Origin of the sequence: Streptomyces sp. 11x1 (assembly GCF_032598905.1) — a bacterium.
In the GTDB taxonomy this organism is placed as follows: domain Bacteria; phylum Actinomycetota; class Actinomycetes; order Streptomycetales; family Streptomycetaceae; genus Streptomyces.
Genome location: NZ_CP122458.1, coordinates 22,588 through 43,060 on the forward strand (window position 1 = coordinate 22,588; position 20,473 = coordinate 43,060).

13 protein-coding genes are annotated in these 20,473 nt (G+C 66.4%); 10 read left to right on the plus strand and 3 right to left on the minus strand.

Annotated elements, in window-relative coordinates; all coding sequences use genetic code 11:
* Positions 1-32: 32 nt before the first annotated feature.
* From P8T65_RS00175 to P8T65_RS00200, 6 genes are all read left to right on the plus strand, one after another.
* On the plus strand, positions 33-665 hold the full coding sequence (locus tag P8T65_RS00175) for a hypothetical protein (protein WP_316723371.1): 633 nt from the start codon (positions 33-35) through the stop codon (positions 663-665).
* A complete protein-coding gene (locus tag P8T65_RS00180; RefSeq protein ID WP_316723372.1) occupies positions 662-1,180 on the plus strand; it encodes a DUF6248 family natural product biosynthesis protein in 519 nt (172 codons plus the stop codon). The genes P8T65_RS00175 and P8T65_RS00180 overlap by 4 nt, the downstream gene beginning before the upstream one ends.
* A gap of 369 nt (positions 1,181-1,549) precedes the next feature.
* The gene (locus P8T65_RS00185; protein ID WP_316723373.1) at positions 1,550-2,647 is read left to right on the plus strand and encodes a tyrosine-type recombinase/integrase; all 1,098 of its coding nucleotides are present in this window, start codon (positions 1,550-1,552) and stop codon (positions 2,645-2,647) included.
* Positions 2,644-5,172, plus strand: coding sequence for a tyrosine-type recombinase/integrase (locus P8T65_RS00190; RefSeq protein ID WP_316723374.1), 2,529 nt, complete (start codon positions 2,644-2,646; stop codon positions 5,170-5,172). The genes P8T65_RS00185 and P8T65_RS00190 overlap by 4 nt, the downstream gene beginning before the upstream one ends.
* Positions 5,165-5,737 (plus strand): DUF6262 family protein, encoded by a 573-nt coding sequence (locus P8T65_RS00195; protein WP_316723375.1) that lies wholly within the window; start codon positions 5,165-5,167, stop codon positions 5,735-5,737. The genes P8T65_RS00190 and P8T65_RS00195 overlap by 8 nt, the downstream gene beginning before the upstream one ends.
* Before the next feature lie 442 nt (positions 5,738-6,179).
* A complete protein-coding gene (locus P8T65_RS00200; RefSeq protein WP_316723376.1) occupies positions 6,180-8,321 on the plus strand; it encodes a hypothetical protein in 2,142 nt (713 codons plus the stop codon).
* A 231-nt stretch (positions 8,322-8,552) separates the two neighbouring features.
* On the opposite strand, the gene P8T65_RS00205 is transcribed toward P8T65_RS00200, so the two are convergent.
* Entirely contained in the window at positions 8,553-9,935 is a 1,383-nt protein-coding gene (locus P8T65_RS00205) for a hypothetical protein (protein WP_316723377.1), read from the minus strand.
* A 1,294-nt stretch (positions 9,936-11,229) separates the two neighbouring features.
* Between P8T65_RS00205 and P8T65_RS00210 the strand changes: the two genes are divergently transcribed.
* The 3 genes from P8T65_RS00210 to P8T65_RS00220 all read left to right on the plus strand — a co-directional run bounded on the left by P8T65_RS00210 (position 11,230) and on the right by P8T65_RS00220 (position 14,042).
* Complete coding sequence (locus tag P8T65_RS00210; protein ID WP_316723378.1) at positions 11,230-11,610, plus strand: site-specific integrase; 381 nt, start codon at positions 11,230-11,232, stop codon at positions 11,608-11,610.
* A 771-nt stretch (positions 11,611-12,381) separates the two neighbouring features.
* A complete protein-coding gene (locus P8T65_RS00215; RefSeq protein ID WP_316723379.1) occupies positions 12,382-13,410 on the plus strand; it encodes a tyrosine-type recombinase/integrase in 1,029 nt (342 codons plus the stop codon).
* A complete protein-coding gene (locus tag P8T65_RS00220) occupies positions 13,407-14,042 on the plus strand; it encodes a hypothetical protein (RefSeq protein WP_316723380.1) in 636 nt (211 codons plus the stop codon). Before P8T65_RS00215 ends, P8T65_RS00220 begins: the two co-directional genes overlap by 4 nt.
* A gap of 67 nt (positions 14,043-14,109) precedes the next feature.
* Here P8T65_RS00220 and P8T65_RS00225 read toward each other — a convergent pair whose 3' ends face one another.
* Together P8T65_RS00225 and P8T65_RS00230 are read right to left on the minus strand one after the other, a co-directional pair.
* A complete protein-coding gene (locus tag P8T65_RS00225; protein ID WP_316723381.1) occupies positions 14,110-15,789 on the minus strand; it encodes a hypothetical protein in 1,680 nt (559 codons plus the stop codon).
* 610 nt (positions 15,790-16,399) lie between these two features.
* Positions 16,400-17,851: a hypothetical protein gene (locus P8T65_RS00230; RefSeq protein WP_316723382.1), complete on the minus strand. Its 1,452-nt coding sequence runs from the start codon at positions 17,849-17,851 to the stop codon at positions 16,400-16,402.
* A 1,110-nt stretch (positions 17,852-18,961) separates the two neighbouring features.
* On the opposite strand from P8T65_RS00230, the gene P8T65_RS00235 reads away from it, so the two are divergent.
* A complete protein-coding gene (locus P8T65_RS00235; protein ID WP_316731440.1) occupies positions 18,962-20,095 on the plus strand; it encodes a site-specific integrase in 1,134 nt (377 codons plus the stop codon).
* Positions 20,096-20,473 lie beyond the last annotated feature (378 nt).

A 20,473-nucleotide genomic window follows, 5' to 3' on the forward strand; every position in this document is an offset into this window, starting at 1 on the left:
CTCAGCCCCTGCTCCTCCCCCGCGTCTCCGCCGTGCTGTACCTCGCCACGCCCTCCGGAGCTGACGTACGGGCCGCCATGCAGGCCGGACTCCTGGCCTGCATGACGACCCCGGCCCAGGGCAACGTGATCCCGCCCGGCGCCCTGTACGCGTGCGACAACGGCAAGTTCGGCAAGGGCTGGCCCGGCGAGCAGGCCTGGTTCGCGTGGCTGAAGGCGACCGTCGACCGCTACGGCCCCGAGCTCTGTCTGTGGGCCGTCGCCCCCGACGTCCCGATGGACGCCGTGGCCACCCTCGCCGAGTCTCTGCCCTGGCTGGAGCGCATCCGCGCCCTGGGCGTCCCGGCCGCGTTCGCCGCCCAGGACGGCAGCGAGCACGGCCTCATCCCCTGGGATGCGATCGACGTGCTGTTCGTCGCCGGCAGCACCGAGTGGAAGACCTCACCGGCCGCTCACCGGCTGGCCGTTGAGGCCCGGGAGCGCGGACTGGCCGTCCACATGGGCCGCGTCAACTCGCGCCGTCGGCTGCGCATCGCGCAGGCCTTCGGCTGCACCAGCTGCGACGGCACCTACCTCGCCTTCGGGCCCGACACCAACCTCCCCCGCCTTCTGGCCTGGATGAACGAACTTCACGCCACCCCCACCCTGTTCGGAGACGAATCATGACGACCCGCCTGCGCCATATCGGCGCCGCGATCATGGGCATCCTCGACCCCATTCCCTCGACCGTGCCCTCGCCGATGAGCGAGGAGGAAGGCGCCTGGGTCCACGCGCACACCTGGACCAAGGGCCTGCGCAAGATCGAGGACGCCTACCCCCGCGGCTTCCACCGCTGGTGCTCCTGCGAGCGCGGCATCTGCCCCGGCTGTGCCTCCGGGCACCACGACCGGTGCGTCAGCGCCGGCGGCCCCCGCGTCGACCAGCACGCCGACACCATTACCGACGCCCAAGGGTTCGTCGTCGCCGTGATCCGGTACGGACCGGGCCAGCGGCCCTGCCGGTGGCTCTGCCCCTGCCCTCACACGGCGGCCGTCGAAGAGACCGCCGACACGGGTCAACCCGAGCAACCCCCTGCCGCCCGGCACGCCGTCCCCGCGCAGCGGCCTGCAGCCACCCCGGAGGGACAGCTCCCCCTCTTCGCGGGCGGCCTGCAAGAGCACGGGGACGGGGAGGCACCGTGAGGTTCCCGGTCCAGGAGACCTTGCCGTTCGAGGACCTGCCGGAGGTACCGACCGCGTCCCCCTGGTGCCAGCGGTGGCGCGAGCGGAGGCACTCCTGGGCACATGTCCGCGACGGAGGCTTCGACGCCCGCCGGTACACCGTGGACGTCATCCCCGACGAGGAGCCCGCCAAGGGGTTCGTGCTCGCACACCATTACTCCGGCTCGTACCCGGTTATCTTCACCGTGATCTTTCCAACAGCCACGTCAGCCACATGCATGCTGAACTGGCCGGATCATCGGTATCCAAGGGGTGTTCGGCATCACAGGCACATTTGTCACGTCGTTCCGCGCAGAGCGGGCGACGCTGGCCCAGGACAAGACAGGGTGGGTGATCGTCGGAACTGACGACTACGCCCTCCACCGTGAAGGCTCGTTGTTCCTCGCAGGTCTGCGTGACGCCGGCCGGGCCTACAACACGGAGAGGACGTACGCCGGGCGGGCGGCGCTGTACCTGTCGTACTGCACCTTCCACCGCCTGGAATGGGCACAGATCACCGTGTGGCAGCTCGCGCGCTTCCTGCACTGGCTGGTGGAGGAGCCTCTGCCTTCGCGGGCCCGCGGCGAGGGCGGGCCGGAACGATTCCGCGACGAGAACACCGCGAACGCGATCGTAGGAACGGTCTGCGAGTTCCTGAGCTTCGGCGTACGTATGAAGTGGGTCGATCCTGAACTCACCGGGCAGCTGACCGAGCCCCGCTACCTGCGATATCTACCGAAGGGCTTCAACCCGGGCGAGAACGACCAGCACCGCACGGTCCGCTCGCGAATACTCAAGCTCCGGGGCGTCGACTCGGGGATCGAGTGGCTGACGGTCGAGCAGATCGCCCGCCTGATCGACGTGACCCGGCACGCGCGGGACCGCTTCCTGGTGCTCCTGCTGTGGTGCACCGGCATGAGAATCGGCGAGGCGCTCGGACTGCGCCGCGAGGACATGCACCTCCTGGCCGACTCGCAGGCCTTCGGCTGCCAGGTCAAGGGCCCGCACGTGCACGTACGGCGCCGCTTGAACAGCAACGGCGCGTGGGCGAAGTCGCGGAAGCCGCGCGCCATCCCGGTGACCAGCGAGCTCGGCATCTGCTACGCCGACTACCTCCACGAGCGCTCGGCCATCCCGCAGGCTGACTTCACCGAGCAGGTGCTGGTCAACCTCTTCCGGGAGCCGCTCGGACAGGCGATGACGTACTCCGGGGTCAAGGGCCTGTTCGACCGGCTCGCCCGGCGCGCGGACCTGATCGCCCGGCCCCATATGATCCGTCACAGCGCCGCCACCGAGTGGATCCGCCAGGGCACCGACCGGTCGGTGGTCTCCGACCTCCTCGGACACATGTCCGAGTCGTCCATGGCCCCGTACGTCCACGTCGACGAGGGATCCCGGCGGGCCGCGGTCGAGCGCGCGGACGCCCGACGCCGGGAGATGGCGCGATGACCATCGAGAGGACGGCCGCCGTGGCCGAGCCCCGCGTCGTCACGCTGCCCGTTGACCGCGCAGGGTGGATGGCCTGGCTGATCGAAAACACCGAGCCAGACTGGCGGCCGGACGAATGGGACACGGCGAACTGGCTGTTCACCGGCGATCCGGACAGGGACGAAACCGCCATATGGCGGTGCAACAGCGCTGGCTGCCACGTCGCGGTCCGCGCGACGCGGCACCTGTGCCGATCCTGCTACGAGCAGTTCCTTGAAAGCGGACTGAGCCGCGAGGAGTTCGCCAAGGTCGGCCGCCGGACACTGATTCGCTCCCTGCCCGGGGAACGGCCGCCGTGCTCGGTCGAGCGTGACGGCGTGCGCTGCGCCCTGGAGGCCCAGTCGCGAGGCGCGTGCACCCCGCACTACACAAAATGGCGCTACCTCCGGAACAGGGGGAGGACGACTCTGGCGCTGGACGCGTGGCTCCAGGTCGAGGCTGAACCACTCCCGCCGGGCACACCGTGCCTGGTCGGGGCCTGCGCCGGCAGCGCCCATGGCCGGGTGCCGCTATGCACGTACCACCGTGATCGCTGGCGCCGTCACCGGAACGAGACCGGCATGAAGGGCACGATCCACGAGGGCCTGGAGGAGTGGGCCTCCGTACAGCCGCCGTGGCTTACCGGCTTCCAGTTCTCGCTCGTCAGTCTGCCCGAACTGCTTCGCCACGAGCTGCTCTTCGCGCTGGCGGAACGTGACAAGCAGCGTCCGACCCTCAGCCCGGTCGGGATGCGGCTGATGGTCCGGGGACTCGAAGGCGTCTCTTCCATCGCCGAGCTCACGGACAAGAAGCTCGGCGACCTCGGGTACCTCGACCGCAACTGCGAGGCCCACTGGAACGACGTCGTACGTCTCGTACGTGGAGCCTTCGACCGCTTCCGAGGCATCGACCCGCTGGACCGGCCGGTCTGGGAGCTCGGCGACCTCGGCCTGCGCTCACGCACGCGATCCGGTGTCCGTGTGTCTTCGCGCCGGCTGGATGTGACGCAGATCCGGCAGGAGTGGCTGCGCCGCCTGCTCGCGGACTGGGTCAAGGAGACCACCCCCGACAACAACGACTTCCGGGTCACCTTCGAGGGCTGCTTGTCGGCATCGCGGGCCCTGTCCGCGCGACCCGGCGGCGGGCATGACCCCGGCACCCTGAAGGTCACGGACATGGACGCGGTCGTCGCTGCTATCCGCGACCGGAAGCGCCAGGACGGCACCGCCACCCTCGCCTACGGGTCCCGCGCCGAGCTCCTCGCGCACTTCTGCCAGTTGCTCGACTTCGGGCGGCGCCTTCAGATCCTTGACCATGTCGCCTCCGTCTTCGCCCGCCACCCGCACCACAAGATCCCGTATGAGGACCCCGCCGAGGACATGGCCGGCAAGGCCATCCCGGAGTACGTCGTCGCCCAGCTCGACGCCCAAGTCCACCTGATCGGCGCCGACTTCGTCTACGGGGACTTGGCGCCCGACGTGGTGAAGGCCATGCTGCGCACCGTCTACATCCTGCTGCGCGACACCGGCCGCCGCCCATGGGAAGTGCGCTGGCTCCGGATGGACTGCCTCGAAGCGCAGGACAACGAGTACATCTTGATCTGGGACAACCACAAGGCCCGCCGCAACCGACGCCGCCTTGAGATCGGCAGGGAGACCGCCTTTGCCATCCAGGAGTGGCTCGCGATCCGCCGGACCCTGAAGGTCCCCGCCCGCTCGAGGACCTTCCTGTTCCCGACGGCGCGCCACGGCTACGACGCATGCATCGACTCGGACACCGTCGCCAAGATGCTCCGGCGCTGGGTCGACGGCCTACCGGAACTGCTCACCGACACCGTGGACAAGGACGGCAACCTCCTACCGTTCGACCGCAGCCGCATCTTCGCCTACGCATTCCGCCACACCTACGCCCAGCGTCACGCGGACGCCGGCACCGAACTGAACACCCTGCGCGACCTCATGGATCACAAATCGGCAGATACCACCATGGGGTACTTCAAAGTATCGATGGAGAAGCGCCGCAGGGCCGTCGAGACGATGCGCCAGCACGTCGTCGACCGATCCGGCAATCCGGCGCCGACGCCGTCCGCGACCGCGTACGAGGCGCGCTCGGTCGCCGTGCCGTTCGGCAACTGCAACGAACCGTCCAACGTGAAGGCCGGCGGCGGCAGTTGCCCGATCCGCTTCCAGTGCTCCGGGTGCGCCTTCTACCGCCCCGATCCCTCCTTCCTTCCCGCGGTCGAGGACCACATCCGGGCCCTCAAGGCCGACCGCGAGATGGCCAGGGCCCTGGGAACCGCAGAGTTCGTCGTTCGCAACTTCAGCGACCAGATCGATTCCTTCCAGAACGTCGTCACCAGCCTCCGACGCCAGATCGAGATGATGCCGGAAGACGATCGCCGCCACCTTGAAGAGGCCTCTGCCGTGCTGCGCAAGGTCCGCGCCGCGGCACCCCCACCCGTCCTGCCTGTGCCCTCCATCCCCACCCGGAGAAGTACCGATGAGTGAGCCCCGCACCCCCGCCCAGGTCCTGCGCGAGGCGCGGCAGAAGGACTCGCGCGACAAGCGCGCTCGCGTTCTGTCCGTTGTCGACCAGCTGGTCGCGGACGACGAACCGGTCACCTTCACCGGGGTCGCCCGCGCCGCGAATGTCTCTCACTGGCTCGTCTACGCCGAGGGCGTGCGCGAGCACATCGAGGCCGCCCGTCGCCGCCAGGGCCGACACGCGGCCAACGACGCACGCGCCGGCGCCAATGCCCCGGCGGGGTGGAAGGTGGAGAAGCGACTACTCCAGGAGGACAACCGACGTCTACGGGAAGAGGTTGAGCGCCTCAAGGGCGCCGTACGTAGGAGTCTCGGCCAGCAGCTCGACCAATTCGGCGCCTCCGACCTCGGCGTCCGAGTCGACGAACTCACCGAGGACAACCTGCGTCTGCAGGGTGAGCGCGACGAGGCACTGGCCCGGGTCAAGGAACTGACCACGCAGCTCAGCGAGGTCGAAGACGATCTGGTCAGCGCCCGGACCAGTCTCCGGCGCATGATTCGCGCCGAGAACCAGGGCACCGGGCAGTAACGGAGGCGAAGCGGAAGTGGGGTGCCGCCGACGAAGCCCCCTGGCCCGACGCTCTTGCGGCGGCCAAGGAGCTTCGTGTGTCCCCGCGATCACCCGATCCGACAGGAGGAGAGGATCTCGTTGGGGCGGGCGGTACGGTGCCCTACTCAGATGTGAGCGGAGAGATGTGGCACACCGGCAGTGGAGTTAAGCGTGCGCCCGAATGGGCTACCTCGCACGCCAGGTACCGGGCACGTGGGCCGTTCAGGTGGTTATGGCTGCCTGGTACACCCGGCTGCTCGATCAAGCCATGGCCGCAGTGCCTCGCCTTGCGGGCTGCGCGGGCCGGGCACCGTTTGCCGCTGATCAGCTGAGACGACGCCCTCACCAGGCCCTCGGGTGGCTGGTACGCGTGAATGACGGGATTCTGGGAAGAGAGCGTCATCGGGCGGAAGTGGTTGCGATGTTCGCAGTGGACTACTGGCCCTGGGGCGAGTCGACCTGGAAAGACATCTTCACGGTCCTCTTGATCATGTTGGGGCTGTTGATCGCAGCAAGGCTCATCGCGTTGTCGGTGAGGCCACGGTGGAAGATCCCTTTCGGCGAGCGGTTCTGGCTCGGCTGGACGTGGACGGGATTCTTCCTGCTTGCCTGGTCAGCGACCGCATGGAGCGATTTCGCCATGGAGAGTAGCGCAGGGGCTCCAGCATGGACGGTGGTGACACTGGTTGTCGCCGGTGCGGTGCTGGCCAGCGTGCTCGCCGCAGCCTTGCTGCTCCTCCTGCCGGGCCGGCCCAGTACCACCACCGGCGTCGCTCTTGCCACCGGCGTCGCTCTCGCTGTGGCGTTCGCAACCCCATGGATCACAGTGGTGCTTGCGCGCGCCGTGGTTCCTACACCTGCAGTGAGCTACGCATCGGTGTCCGTCGTGACGGTTGAGGGGTTGCTGATCTTCGGGCTGGGGCTGGGCTCCAGGCTTCGGCTGGAAGTCACGGTCTCCAGAGGCGACGGTGCACGAGACAGCGCGGCCACCGCCTACGTTGTACAGCGCATACAAGCCATGGGGGGTAACAGACCTCGCGGGCTCAACGCGCCGGCCGGCACGGATGTCCTGACTCTTCCCGACCAGGCAGTCTCTGCGATACCCGATGATCGCGGGAAGATAGTCGCCGCTGCTCTGGCCATGCTGCGTGCCTTGGCTGCGATCACGCCTTGGCGAGCGAGGGTGGTGATTGTTGATGAAGGGACGGCGACCGTCGCTCTGTCACGCAACGGCAGTCAGCTGGACTCGACGCTCCTATTCTCGTCCGAACTCGGACTTGACGGCGACCGCCGGCCGCAGACGAACGGCGATGGGAAGTCTGTGGAGCATGAGCTTCTGACGGCAGCTGCCGCGTTCGTCCTGCTCAGACTGAGCGAGCGCCACCTGACGTTGAAGCGAGGCCTCAACGGCGCGGAACACTGGCGCAGCCTCGCCTGCCAAGTGCTGGCCGGTACTCCGCCGTGGAAGGACGACCCTGGCGCGGCCGAGCAGTTCTTCGCAACCGCAGTGGAAAAGGATCCCGGCAATGAGGCCGCATGGCTGGGCTACCTGTACCACCGGGCCGGGTGCAAGGTGGGCACCGAAGACGGAGAACGCCGCTACGTAGACCGGCTGCAGCAGCTGGTGAAGCGTCTGAACACACGCGAGGAAGCCGATGCCTTCGTTCCGCTTCGCATGCGAGCCACGTACGCGCTGATCGCTGCTCGGTGGAACCTTGCGCTCCTTCTCGACCGGGAAAACCGGGTCCGGAGGAAGGAGAGCGACGAAGGGGACCGGCAGAGGGACGTCGCGCTCCAGGAGCTGGGCCAGCTCGACGAATTGGTCAAACGAGAAGAGGAATCCACCGAGGAGGGGGCAAGAGAGTTCGCTGAAGAGATGAACCGCACCGTTCGGATCTTCAGGAGTGCCGCTTCAGGCACAACTGCCGCCACGACACAGCCTGACAGTGATAAGGACGGCAACATTTCCCTGTCCAACTACTACCTACGTGCCTGCCTACGAGCTGAGAAAGGAACACCCGAAGATCTCAAAGCGGCTGTAAAGGACCTCGATGTGGCGCTAGGCCTAAGCAGGCTGCGCAGCACGGTACCGTCCGACCCCTCACTGGTGCTCCTAAGGAGCGATCCACTGAGGGGACCGGAAGTGATGGCCATGCTGGACAAGCCCCGTTTGTCTGACATTGCGTTCTTCGAAAAGCACGCCGACCAATTGGAGAGGGACGGCATCCGCTACCCCGACGAACTGCTGATGCGCACGGTCAGCGATAACGGTAAGGAGTTGGCAGAGTCCCTGGGCGTGCCGAAGAGCACCATGGACGCGATGCGACAAGTCTGCTGGCTCGTCAAGTGCTGTCCGGACCAGGACCAGGCTGTCGCCTGGACCGACCTTCTCACGCGTGACGGCATCGATACGCTCCAGGGCTTGGAACAAGTATTCCAAGATCCAAAGGAAAGGGAGCGCCTTCGTAAGCGCGCATGGACCGTCAATGCATCGCCGCTAACCGACGAGGTTCTTTGGATATGGGAGTACCGACTTCGACGGGGCCTACCCGTGCGCATGTGAATCCTGCCCAAGCACGGACAACCGGAGAGGTGCGGTCGTGGTGTCAGGCCCGGGGCCACCACACTCCGCCTCGTCCTGCTGCCGAAGGTCAGCAGCAACCAGCAGCCAGAGCGCCACCTGTCCTGTCGTAGCGAAGCTGGCAGATCGTGCGCTGCTGACCTGGTGGGTGCCATGTCGTTTGGCATCGCGGGCTGGTCTTCTCATGACTGCCGAAACGGATTTCCAGTCCGGTCAGTCAGCCGGGGGCTCGGCGAGGTCGACGAGCATCTGGGCCAGCTGCCTCATCGGGTCCCACTCGCTTCCGAGCGGCTCCCGGTGCGCTTCGGCCTCGGCCAGCATTGCCTCGATGCGTCGCTGGACGTATGCCTTTTCACTAAGTTCGCCCTGGTAGTCGTCCATGGAGTTGATGTGACTCTTCCAACGGACTGGGATTAGCTCACCGTCGGTCCCGAGCAGGCACTCTCGTCCGAAATAGAATTCCACCGAGCAAGCTCGGCCTGTGACATCGTCGAGTCCGGTGCCCGACGGACCGAGGGTGGGGTAGGACCGCGCGTAGTCCAGGTCTGGCAGTCGGCAGACCGCGTAGTGACCTGGCAGGAGGGTGCTCACGAGTTGTTTCTCGGCCTGGCGGCCAGCTGTGTCGTTGTCCAAGATGCCGATAACTCGGTTCATGACGCCAGCGGCCGCGAAGCTCCGCATGTTCTTGACGACCTGGTCGGTTCCTCCGGCTGCCTTCGAGGTGTCCAAGTCCCAGAACTTGAAGTAGTTGGCGATCTCGGGGCGGACAAGTCGAAGGGCTCGCGGTAGGACGTGTGAGTCAAATCTTCCTTCAGTGATCACGATGATCGGGCCGGTGCTTGCCGTGATGAAGCTCAGCTCCCGGTTGGCCTGAGCAGACAGGTCCTCGGTGCTGCTGATGTAGTCCGTCGCCAGCAGCTCCGACAGGTCCATCGTCATTATGGCCTGAGGGTCTTGGCCGTGGAGAAGAGCACTCAGAATAAAGCGAGGATCGTCAGTGCCGTCTTCAAAGTAGAACTCCAGCTCCTCGATGCAATTCAATTCCACCAGGTCAAGGTCCTCACCCTTCTCTTCCTCATCTTCCTCTCCCTTGAAGTCGAGCTCATGGCGCGCGGTGCACCCCTTGATGTAAGCGGCAAGTCCGGTGAGGATCACCTGCACGCATGACATCTCGTGAGGTGTCCCCTGAACTCCGTGGGCTGGGCTGACGAGGAGGATGTTTTCGTCCATCCCATACTCCCTCAGCTCCGACCTGCGGATCTCTGCCATGGACCGAACGCTCGCCTCAGGCGTAAAGCCCATGAGCCTCAGCCTGGCGAGGACGGTCTCAACCGTGGTTCTGTAGCCGAAACGCTCGAATCCACCGCTGTCATCATCGTCAGCCGCCCCGATCGTCTCCAGGCGCGCTGATAGCTCCTGATCGGCTGGGTTGCGGTTGAGCTCATCGATGGCCCGGACCCATTCCTTTTGCATGTACTTGTCTTCCTCTTGGAAGACGGTCATCAGCCGGGACGGGAACTCGTTCTTGCCGGACAAGATCTGCTTGTCGCCCAGCCGCAGCCGCCATCTGTCGCTCATCAACACCTCCGCATCCATGTTCCCTCGCGTCAGGTGTGGCCGCTCACGTCTGCCGAGGGTGAGACAACGGGAGCATATGGAAGACACCTGGCCTCCTTGCGGAACCGGGGCTCCAAGCTGCATGTGCCTTACATGCCTGATGCGGTCTGCAACGCTTCTACCAGTGCGAACACTTGACAGCTGCAGATAAACCCGGCGGTCAGCCTCTGCTATGGCCTCCTCGACGTGACCGGCATTCTGCCCCGACTCGTGGGCGTGCTCACCCTCGGAGTGCCGATGCGGCAAGCCGTACTCACCGGCCCTTTCCCTGACCTACTCCCTTCTGCGCACGCGCTCAACGCGTTGACTCACTCGTACCGCTCGCCGATGGAGCGCTCAGTGAGTCGACCATGCTGGCCGTAGGTTGACCGACTGGCTCATAGCGGAACAGCGTGCCGAATATGTGCGAGATGGGGCTCTTACCATGTGGTGGTGCTGGCTGTCCTGAGATTCCCCTTTCTGGGAGTCTGTCGCGGCAGTGCACGTACTGTTCCGGTGTGGTCATGCTGGCGCCGATGCACGCGGAGATCGTGCGCGTCCCGGTGAGCGATGAGCTCGCCTACTGGACGGTCCTGGCTGGGCCCACCCTGGCCGTAGTCGGCGATATCGACGATCATCTTCGTCACCTGCGATTCGGCCGGGCACGCGAGGAGTCGACGATCAAGACCTACGCCGGCCACCTGAAGCGGCTTCATGTCTGGTGTGACGAGCGGGGACTCTCCAGGAGCGAAGCGGCTTTACGCCTGTCGACGTACGTGATGCGCCTGCGGACCACACCCCGGGCGACCAGTGGCCGCGGGTACGGACGGCTGCCGGAGGAGTCGACGCTTGCGCCGGCTCTGGCCGCGATCCACGGGTTCTATCTGCACTTGGCCGACCTCGGGCGCGTCGAGGCCGCCGTCATCGACGCGCTGTTCACGACGGTCCCGGCTCAGGGCAGCGGCGGGACCGGCGTGGTCAGGCCGCGCATCCGCGTCGGCTCTCGGCCGAGTCACGCCTCGGCGCGGCGGCCGGCAGCGACGCACGAGGAGTTCACCGCTGTCCTGCGGGCGGCAGAGACCGCCCGGGACCGGTGCATGGTGGCGGTTATGGCCTGCTGCGCACTGCGGGTGGGACAGCTGGTGTCGCTGCGGCGCGAGGACATCCACTTCGTCCCGGTGGGCCGAACGGTTCCGGGGTGCTCCTACATCCAGGGTCCGCACCTGCACCTGCGGAAGCGGGGCGGGCATCCGAAGGGGGGGCCAACCAGAACCGCGGCACCGTCATCCTGCCGGTGCCCAGCCCGGTGGAGATGTTGTACGCCGACTGGCTGCGGGAGCGGATCGGCATCCGGCGAGCGGCCGACTGCCCGTGGGCCTTCGTCACCTTCCCCGGCCCTATTGGCGATCCGGGCGGCGAGGCACTCAGCGCCCGGCGGGTCCAGGACCTGCTGGCCAACCTCTCCGCACAGGCCGGCCTGCGGCACCTCCACCCGCACATGCTCCGGCATACCTTCGGCGAGACGGCCGCTGACCTCGACATCGCGCGGGACGTCCTCCAGCGCTTGCTCGGCCACAGCGACGTCGCCAGCCAGGACGTCTACCGCACGGTCGGCGACGCGAAGATCGTGATCGCCGCCAACGCCGTCTCCGAACAGTTCTTCGGACCGTCATGACCTCACCGGCTTCGAACCCGCTCCCCAGTGTTCCGGTGCCCGAGCCGGACTGGTCGTACCTGGTCGAGCACGGACTGGATCGCGCGACCCTTGAGCTGCACTTCCCGCTCGGCGCCGACTGGCACACCCTGCGCGCGTGCGCCCACCCCGCCTGCGATCGACCCGCGGACAAGTACCCCTGGCTGTGCTGGCAGTGCTGTTCGGCTTGGCGGAAGGCCGGCTCGCCCGGCGACGTCGCGTCCTGGTGCGCCGCTGCTCCCGCGCCTCCCGCGCGCCGGGTGTACGGCGAGAAGCGGTGCGCGGTCGCCTGCCCGCGGCCAGCGGAAGCGAGCGGTCTGTGCAAGAGCTGCGCCAGTGCCCGCAAGGCGACGGGACTATCGGTGGAGGAGTACCTGGCCACCGGCCCGGCTCCGCGTCCGGGCCTGGGCGAGTGCGTCGTACGGGTGTGCTCGCGCTGGGCGGTGCAGAAGGGTAGGCGGTTGTGCTTGCCGCACCAGCGGCAGTGGGCCGATGCCGGCAGGCCCGACCTGCCGCAGTGGGCGCTGACGGCTCCGGCGGTCTACACCACAATGGGCCTCATCCCCCTCGGCGACCTCGGGGAGGCGCTGCGCATCCAGGTCCTGCGCGGCTACGAAACCCAGCTGCGGCAGGGCGGCCGCATCAGCCCCTCACAGGTCAAGGCCGCCATCCCGGCGCCCGTGGGAAGTTCGGCACCTGGAGTTCGACTGCGTCCAGTGGCACGACGTCGACATCGAGGCGCCCGACGGCAGCGTGCAACGCCGCCGCTACCCGTTCCTCCTCTACTGGATGCAGAAGGTCCGCCGACGCCACAAGCTGCCGCTGCACCTCACCGACGTCGAGGTGATCACCCGACAGCAGGACTACCTCCGTCGGGAATTCCCGCAGTGGTTCGACGCCGACGGGCGGCCGCTCTCGCCGCGGCTCCTGCTGTTCCCCACACCGCGGCTGTCGCGCGCGAACAAGTTCGGTGAGCGTCCCTACGACAGCAGCACAAGCGGTTACTGGCTGGACGTGTGGATGGACCGCATCCCCCGGTTGATCGACGAGCACGGCCAGGACTTCGACCGCTCCCGCGTCTTCCCCTACGCCTTCCGTCACACCTATGCCCAGCTGCGTGCCGATGCCGGTGTGCCGCTGGAGATCCTCCAGGTCCTGATGGCTCACCTGGAGCCGTCCACGACGCAGATCTATTACCGGGTCTCACATCCGCGCAGAGTGGAGGCCGTACGCGCCATCGCCTCCAAGTACCAGTTCGACATCTCCGGCGGCCGGCTCCGCGCATGCGGGCCGGCCGACGACCTCGCCGACCGCACCCGCGCCGGTGTGGGCCAGGTGCCGGTCCCCGGCGGGACCTGCCACGAGATGAACAACGTCCGAGCGGACGGGCACGGCTGCCCGGTGTACTACCGGTGCTTCTCCTGCAAGTTCTTCACCACCGACTTCACCCAGCTCCCCGAACTGCGCCAGCTCCGTGACACCAAGGCCGAGCAGCTGGTCCGCCTGGAGGCCGCCTACGGCAGCCTGCTCGTGCCGGGGCCGCTGAGCCAGGCGAACACGGAGCTTCTGCGCCAGGAGCTCGTCCAGATCGACGAGCTCATCAGCAAGTGCGAGACCGACCTCGGCTCGCTGACCGAGGAGGACAAGGCCACGGTCGAAGCGTGGCTCCACAGCCGGGACCGGTTCCTCACCGTGATCCCCGTCGCCGCCGTCCTGGCGGGCCGCCAGCAGCTGGCACAGCCGACCGTCGACCCGATCCTGCTGACCGTGGAGGCAAGGTGACCGGCAGCCGCAGCCCGCAGTGGCAGGTATCGAAGGGCCTGGCCCCCGAGCGCGCGACTGTCCTGGACGCGGGCCGGCAGGCCGCCGCGGCTCGCCGCCGTGCGGACAGCGAGGCGTGCCGACAGCGCGTGCTGGGCGTCATCGCCAGTATGCGCAAGACCCGCATGGGGCTCTCCGACGCGGAGATCACCCGGCGCGCCGCGGTCAATCCCCAGTACCTGCAACGGCACCGGGACCTCAAGGTCGAGGCGGAAGCCGTCCGCGCGCACCTCGCCGACGACCGGCCCCGGGCCGCGGCCGCCGCAGCAGCCCGCCAGGACGCGGGCCTGGCGGTGGAGAACCGCATGCTGCTCGAACAGAACACAGCGTTGCGCCGGGACCTTGAAGCAGCGAGAACCGAGCTGCGCGCCGTCCGCGTACGCGACCTCGCCGCCGGCCTGCTGGGCGACCTCGCGTCAACGCCGAACCGAGATGCCGAGGTCGAGGCTCTGCGCGGGGAGCGGGACCAGGCCCTGGCCTCGGTTCGACGCGCAGACACGGAACTGCTGGCACTGCGCAACGTCGTTCAACGCCTCATGGTGGAGAACACCCGGCTGCTCGGGAGCGGGCATCAGCCGTCCGACGACAGCTGAGCCTCAAGGCTGCGACCCGACATACTCCTGCGGAATAGCCCGTGTCTCGGGACAGTCGGCATTGGCCCTACCCTCCGAGCGAGGCTTGGATAGCGTTCGCCGCAACTCCGGTCCCAATAGCAGTTGCTGCTTCGAGTGCCCAACGACCTGCACGACGGAGTCGGTTCAGGGTCTCCGGTTCGTCGCCGCGTTCTGCTGCTTCAACGGCGGCGCCGACTTCAACCACTGCAATATCATGCTCGCTCGTCGTCGCCTGCTGCCGTAGTTCCTGCCTCAGGATCTCCAGTTCTCGCGCCAGTTCGGCAAGATCAAACTGCGGGCGGTAATGCTGTTGGGTCTGCTTAAATTCTAGATCATGAGCATGAGCTTCGGGCCCCACAGCCCCCGCCTGCCCCGAGATTTCATACTTGTCTCTCATAATTACCTCCTGGTGGCCTCGTTGTGAAATCAGGGACTTATGCATTTCGCGAATTGCGCGAGGCGTGAAGACCGCACCATCGCCAAACCAGTTTGACTCTTCATCAAACTCAAACAGCGCTGTTCCGCCGGTCCGAACCCTCACGCTCTCCACGACATCGACTGCTTGCTCGACCTGAGATCTCCAGCCCTTTACTCCCACCTTGAACATCCATTGAAGATACTTCTCCTCTGGCAACTTCCCCGTCTGGTCGTCCACTGTCACAGTCCACGCTGAACACACGACTGGATTAGGATCATCAACCCCTGCAAGGCCACTGGCGGCGCCAGCCACAAGGCACCATCGCGGTCGACCCGGACCGTAGACCAGAGGAAAGTCAGGCGGGATTTGAACGAGGATGCCCGTCAGCTCTCTCAGTCGCACAGCCCCAAACCTTTGCATGCGGTCAGCAATGCGGTCATATACGCCTGGAGTGACTAGAAGCGGAAACCCTCCGATAGATAGCTCATCCGCACTGTAGCTTGACGCATAAATAGACTGAACATGATCGCGCAGTCGGCCACCGAGCGCTAGTGGCTGCAGATTCAGATCTTCGTTCTCGTATCTGGCATGGAACCCGTAAGCATCATCCAGATGGGCACGGGTTTGCTCATCACTCACCTGGAGGATTTCATTTGGATCCGGCCTCTCCCGCAGAGAGAATCGTCGAGCCAACGCCCCTTTCCCGACGCTGACCACATTCAGCAGGCGCATCCGGCCGTTAAATTCGGTGAACCTCACATCACCAAGGCCTAGCAGGGCTACCGTCCGGTGGCGCAACTGCCTCAACTCGACCCAAGTAAAGGAAGGCGTGAGCAGCACGTCTTCATTTGATGTCCAGCGACCCCTGTAACCAGCACTACCGATATACCCGGGATTCCTGCTTACGTATTCGATAAGCTGTACATCCTGGATAGCTACCAGCGTGCCAGGTTTGAGTTCTTCTTCGCGAAGATAGGATGGGCTGCCAAGCGCCTCCCAGAGCTCGTAAACGCGATCAAATACCCTTGGCGCCTCTCGCCTCTTTGCATTCCATACGCTAAAGTCAAATTCAAGCTCCTGCAGAGAAGGAAGGCTAAGATATTCGGCGAGAGTAGACACAAAAAGATTGCGCCTGTCAACCGATCCTGCCGGGCGAATCCCTAGTGCTTCCTCAGCCAGCGCATGCGCCAGGCGTTCATACCTTGATTTCATGCCACCTCGCTCTGCGGTTGTGGAATTGATCCGCTCGGAAATAGTCGGGGAAATGTCCAACAGCAGGTCGACCAGCGGCGGTTGCAAGCTGAGCAAGAAGCGTCGCGCCTGCCCCACGAACGGCCAACAGGCCATGAAGCCCTCGGCGCATCACAGGCCCGCCGAGTCGATGGCATATGCGCCTCACTGCCGGGCCACGAAGATCGCCTGCGCTGACGACCCATGGCAGCTACGGAACCTGCACGGCCGAAACAGAGGGGGACGGACACTAAGCACCTCGACGGGTAGAGACTCACAAGCTCACCACCCGAGCATGCCAGTTGATCACACTGTCGCGCCGATGCGCTTCAAGATCTCCGGCAGTGTCGCCTTGTCTTTCGCCGATCCGATGCAATCGAGCGCCGCACCTGTCAATCACACCATCAACTCACAGGTATGCCCATTACCTTCCGAGTAGAGCCCGAACTGTGCTCGTGGTCTCCGGGGCCGGTATGGCTCTTTGCCCCTGTCGTTGATGATCCGGGGGGTGCTGCCGGGGCACCCCATGTTGGTGTGGGTCTTCTGCTGGCTGAGGTCTCTGGGTAGAGCGAGAGCTCGGCTGGTGGACAACGGACAGGAGCGAACGACCCCCATAACGCGGTCCAGGGGTTCGCCTACCTCGGCCGGACGCGGCCGCGCCGGCTGGCGGTGCTGCCCGACGCCACCGTCAGGTATCGGTCGGGTCGGCGGAGCGGCGCGGGCGGGACCAGAGGCTGCGCCGCTGCGCGGCTCTTTCAGGCTTCGTCAGCGCGGGTCCGTTCGGCTCGGTGCTGTGGTTCTGCTGCCCGAGCACGGCAGCACGCACGGCTTCCCAGTCTTCGGTCCGCCACCACCCGAAGAGGGCGGTGGCGGGAATGACGGGGTGCTGGAGTGTGGCTACGAACTCGCGGCGCCCGTACACCGCCGGCGTACGCTGCGCCGGGTCGAGCTTGCGTTGGTGGTTGACGACCAGGGTTCCGCGGCTGACCGGCTGGTGCGGGCGCAGCTGCGGCCAGGTGCTCAGATGACGCTCTAGATCGGCCACCAGCGCTTCCTTGGCCTGGCCGCCTTCAGACTTCACTTCGACGAGGCGTGCATCCTCGCCCCGGATGGCAAGCAGGTCCGCGGACTTCGTGCCCAGTTCCTTGTCCAGGTCGGTGACGTCGAAGCCAGCCGCGCGCAGAACGGCCGCGACGGCGTCGACCAGTTCACTGCCGGTGCCGAACAGCAGCCCTGTCCGTATCGGCTCGGCCGCCTCCTTCGCGCGCTTCTGCTCGGCGTGAAGCCGGGCCTTCTCGGTGGCGTAGTAGCGTTCGAGTTCTTCCAGCGCCAGCCGGGCCGAGGACTCGGCGGTGGTCTCCAGGTTGGGGTCGAGGCTGTGCGGGGAGCGGACCCGGCGAAGAGCGCCTGGGACATGCGCGGGCAGAGCTCGCTCGACGAGCCAGCCGACCACCGTGTTCCAGTTGATCCCGTCCGGAAGGATGTACCAGATCTGCTTGCCGTCGCTGGGCATCCAACGAGCCACGACCGGATCACCGAGGGTGTCCACCATGATGGGGACGAGCTCACCCTCCGGCTCGTAGACGGTGGTTCCTGACGGCCCCTCCGCCGCCAGGGACCGCGGGGCCATCGCCCACCAGGGGCCTTCACCGGAGCTGTTGCGGATCCGGAGCGCGAGGTCCTGGTCGACCGCATCGAGGCCCGGGACCAGAGCGATCTCCGAACCGGACCCGAGGCGCTTGCCGGCGATCGAACTGTCAAGGCCGCGGAAGTACACGTGGGCGACGTCGGCACCGAAGACCGAGTTGCGCGGCTCGCTGTCCGCGTCGCCGATCGTGGCGATGATCAGGGCCGTCTCACCGCGCGAGGCAGCGCCGTCGAGGAATCTCGTGAACTCGTCCGCGCCCCGCCCGCCGAAGATGCTCGGGTTGATGGCCGCAGCGCAGGTGCTGGTGTCCGTCCCGAGCCACCGAGGGTCGGCGCCGGCCTTCTCCCAGGTGATGCCGTCGTACTTGTGAGCGGCCACCCACTGGTCCCGGAGGGTTTCATGCGCGTCCGGATGCGGCTCGGGGAACTCGGCGGGGTTCCGGACGGCGACGTGGACAGCGACGAGCCCGCTCGGGGCAGCGGAGGGTGCCATGCGATCACCGTAGTGGCAGGCGCAGTCACCACGAACACCCCGGTGTCGGGCGACACTGGCGACACCGCCTCCTGCTGCCGGCGCCTCCGTTCTGGACAGCGGCGGCAGTCCGGCGCTGAGAAGCCGATCCTCAAGCCCGGCGGCGGCCAGTACGGTCGCCGCCGACCGCGTTCGAGGCCTACGGGAGAGTACCTGCGTGCTCCGGGAGGCGGGCGCCCCAGGGGCCGGGGGCCGGTCAGGCCAGAGGGCGCCGGGCGCGCCCGTGCGTCTCAGTCTGCGGGGAGGCTGGAGATCAGGCGCGGAAGGTCTGCGGGCTCCAGGGCGTCCCACGGGAGCGGCTGCGGCTCATAGTCCCCGTCCAGCACCAGGATCTTGACGCCGACGGGGACGCTGCCGTTCAGGGTTCTTCGGGTTCGATCTCGACCTCGAACTGGACGCGCAGCGTCCTGGGCGGAGAGCACCTTCCCCGGGCCGGGGCGGCGGTGGGTGACGAACACCGGCCCGCGCGAGCCGGACGACCCGACGCCCCAGTCGCTCAACGCATCGACTCACAGATCACACATGACGCGACCTGGGAGGATGCCACCTTCCGGTGCGCAGAAGGTGCCGTACCGGCAGTCCCTCGAGTTGAACAGGCTCGTCCTCCTGGACGAGGTGAAAGCGCCGGCCGAGAGCTGGTTCGCGGCCCGATGCTTCCGCCAGGCCCACACTCAGGGCATCCGCGGTATCCTAGCTCACAGCGACCCACAGCCGCGCCTGCGTCAAACGCCGCACGGCCCTGAACCGCTCTTCCCTGGGCATGTTGGCACCATTTACCAGGCTCTGAACATGCACTACCTGCAGCGGACCCGAGCCAGAACCCTCACCGTGCTCCCAGACGGGTCCGTTCTCGCTAGTGGAGTACGCGCGGGTTCCCATCGGACGATCGACGACCGCAAAGCCGCGTCTCAGCAGGTAGATCACCACATCAGCCCGCCCTAACCTCTGGCGTGAGATATCCGCAGTTACTCGCAAAATCTGCGAGCGATCGCTGTAATATGCAGCCTCGTGGCAGATTCCGAAAGTCGCGTGCTGACGCTCGTTCGCCCCGCGCCGGAGCCGACCGTGCCGGTGGACCCGGCGTCGGTGTCGGTCGAGACCGGGCTCGCGGACGTCGTCACGCTCCAGCGGCGCCGTCAGGCCCGCATGTCCGCATACGACGAGGAGAGCTTCTTCCTCGACACGCTCTCGGAATACCAGTGGGCGCGCGACGCGGCTGGCCTGGCGCCGACGACGCTCGACGGGCTGATCAAGCCGGTGATCGAAGTCTGTGAGTACTACGGCACGGTCCCCTGGCAGCTGACGCCCCGTGAGGTCGACAAGTACTTCGCGGGCCCCGGCAAGCGGGCACAGTCGACACTGCGCGGAAAGATCAACAAGATCGACGCGTACTTCGCCTTCCTCGAGCAGCGCTACGCGGGCGAGGTCATGCGCCGCTTCGGCGCCACCGTCGAGTCTCCGATCGACCCGTTCAACCGGCCGCGCCACCGAGGTGACTTCGGGCTACGCATCCCGCCGTCCCAGACCGCGACGAAAGACTTCTTCGCACGCTGGCGCGACGAGTTGCCGAACGCACGGAAGTACGCGGTCGCCTGCCGCGACTACGTGATGACGAAGATCGCCTACCTGTCGGGAGTGCGCGCGGCGGAGCTGTGCGGGGTCTGCATCGGCGACATCCACTGGGAGCACGGCCAGTGGGGCCGGTTCGTCGTCCTCGGAAAGGGCGCCCGAGGCTCAGGTCCCCGGCCGCGCGAGGCGTACCTCTTCCAAGAGGGCCGCGCCCTCTTGTGGTGGTACATCGAGGAGATTCGGGGCGAGTTCGGTGACGACGCCGAGCACCCGCGGGCGCCGCTGTGGCCATCGGAGCGCAAGTCGAAGGCGATCGCCGATCTGAACGTGCCAATCGCGCCGGCGATCGTGCCTTCGACGTTCCGGAGGGCATTGCACACCGCGGCCGCGCACTACCTGACGGGTCCGGTCACCGACCTGTTTCCGCACCTGTTGCGGCATGCCTGCGCGACCCACAACTACGAGCGTGGGATGACACTTTGGGAGGTCCAGAAGGTCCTCGGACACGACTGGGCAACTACGACTCTTCGGTACATGAACCCTCGGGAATTGCATCAGGCGGGCGAGAAGCCGCAGGTCGCGTGGTCACGGCGGGAGACGGAAGGACTCCGTACCCTGCACGAACTGGCAGCCTGAACAGGTGTGTTGCCGAGATGATCCCTTCTGATGCATGATCTGCTCTCCAGAAGGGATGGTCTGGAGTGGTGCATCAGCGCATGGCGGCCCTGGCGGGGTCGGCTCATCTGGAGCTTGTCTCCGGCGTGGTCCAGTTGCGTCCGGAGGACGCGATGTTCGACGCGATGCTGACTAGCTGTTTTCCAACCGTCGGGTGTTCGATGGCGGTCCGTACGGTGAGCTTGATCGGGTGATCTGCTGGCGGGAGCGGGCATGAGGACGGGGCCCCGATGCCTAGCGTGTCGGTTGTCTACGCCGAACTCGCAAGGAACAGAGCCCCGTTGTGCATCACGGTACCGTCTGTGCACCTGATCGTCCGCTTCCGGATCTGCGGTTCGC

What these genes read in the sequence shown, in the direction of transcription:
- P8T65_RS00205 (WP_316723377.1), bottom strand. Translation starts at nt 9,935, where the DNA reads ATGGATGCGGAGGTGTTGATGAGCGACAGATGGCGGCTGCGGCTGGGC.
- P8T65_RS00200 (WP_316723376.1), top strand. Translation starts at nt 6,180, where the DNA reads ATGTTCGCAGTGGACTACTGGCCCTGGGGCGAGTCGACCTGGAAAGAC.
- P8T65_RS00180 (WP_316723372.1), top strand. Translation starts at nt 662, where the DNA reads ATGACGACCCGCCTGCGCCATATCGGCGCCGCGATCATGGGCATCCTC.
- P8T65_RS00190 (WP_316723374.1), top strand. Translation starts at nt 2,644, where the DNA reads ATGACCATCGAGAGGACGGCCGCCGTGGCCGAGCCCCGCGTCGTCACG.
- P8T65_RS00230 (WP_316723382.1), bottom strand. Translation starts at nt 17,851, where the DNA reads ATGGCACCCTCCGCTGCCCCGAGCGGGCTCGTCGCTGTCCACGTCGCC.
- P8T65_RS00195 (WP_316723375.1), top strand. Translation starts at nt 5,165, where the DNA reads ATGAGTGAGCCCCGCACCCCCGCCCAGGTCCTGCGCGAGGCGCGGCAG.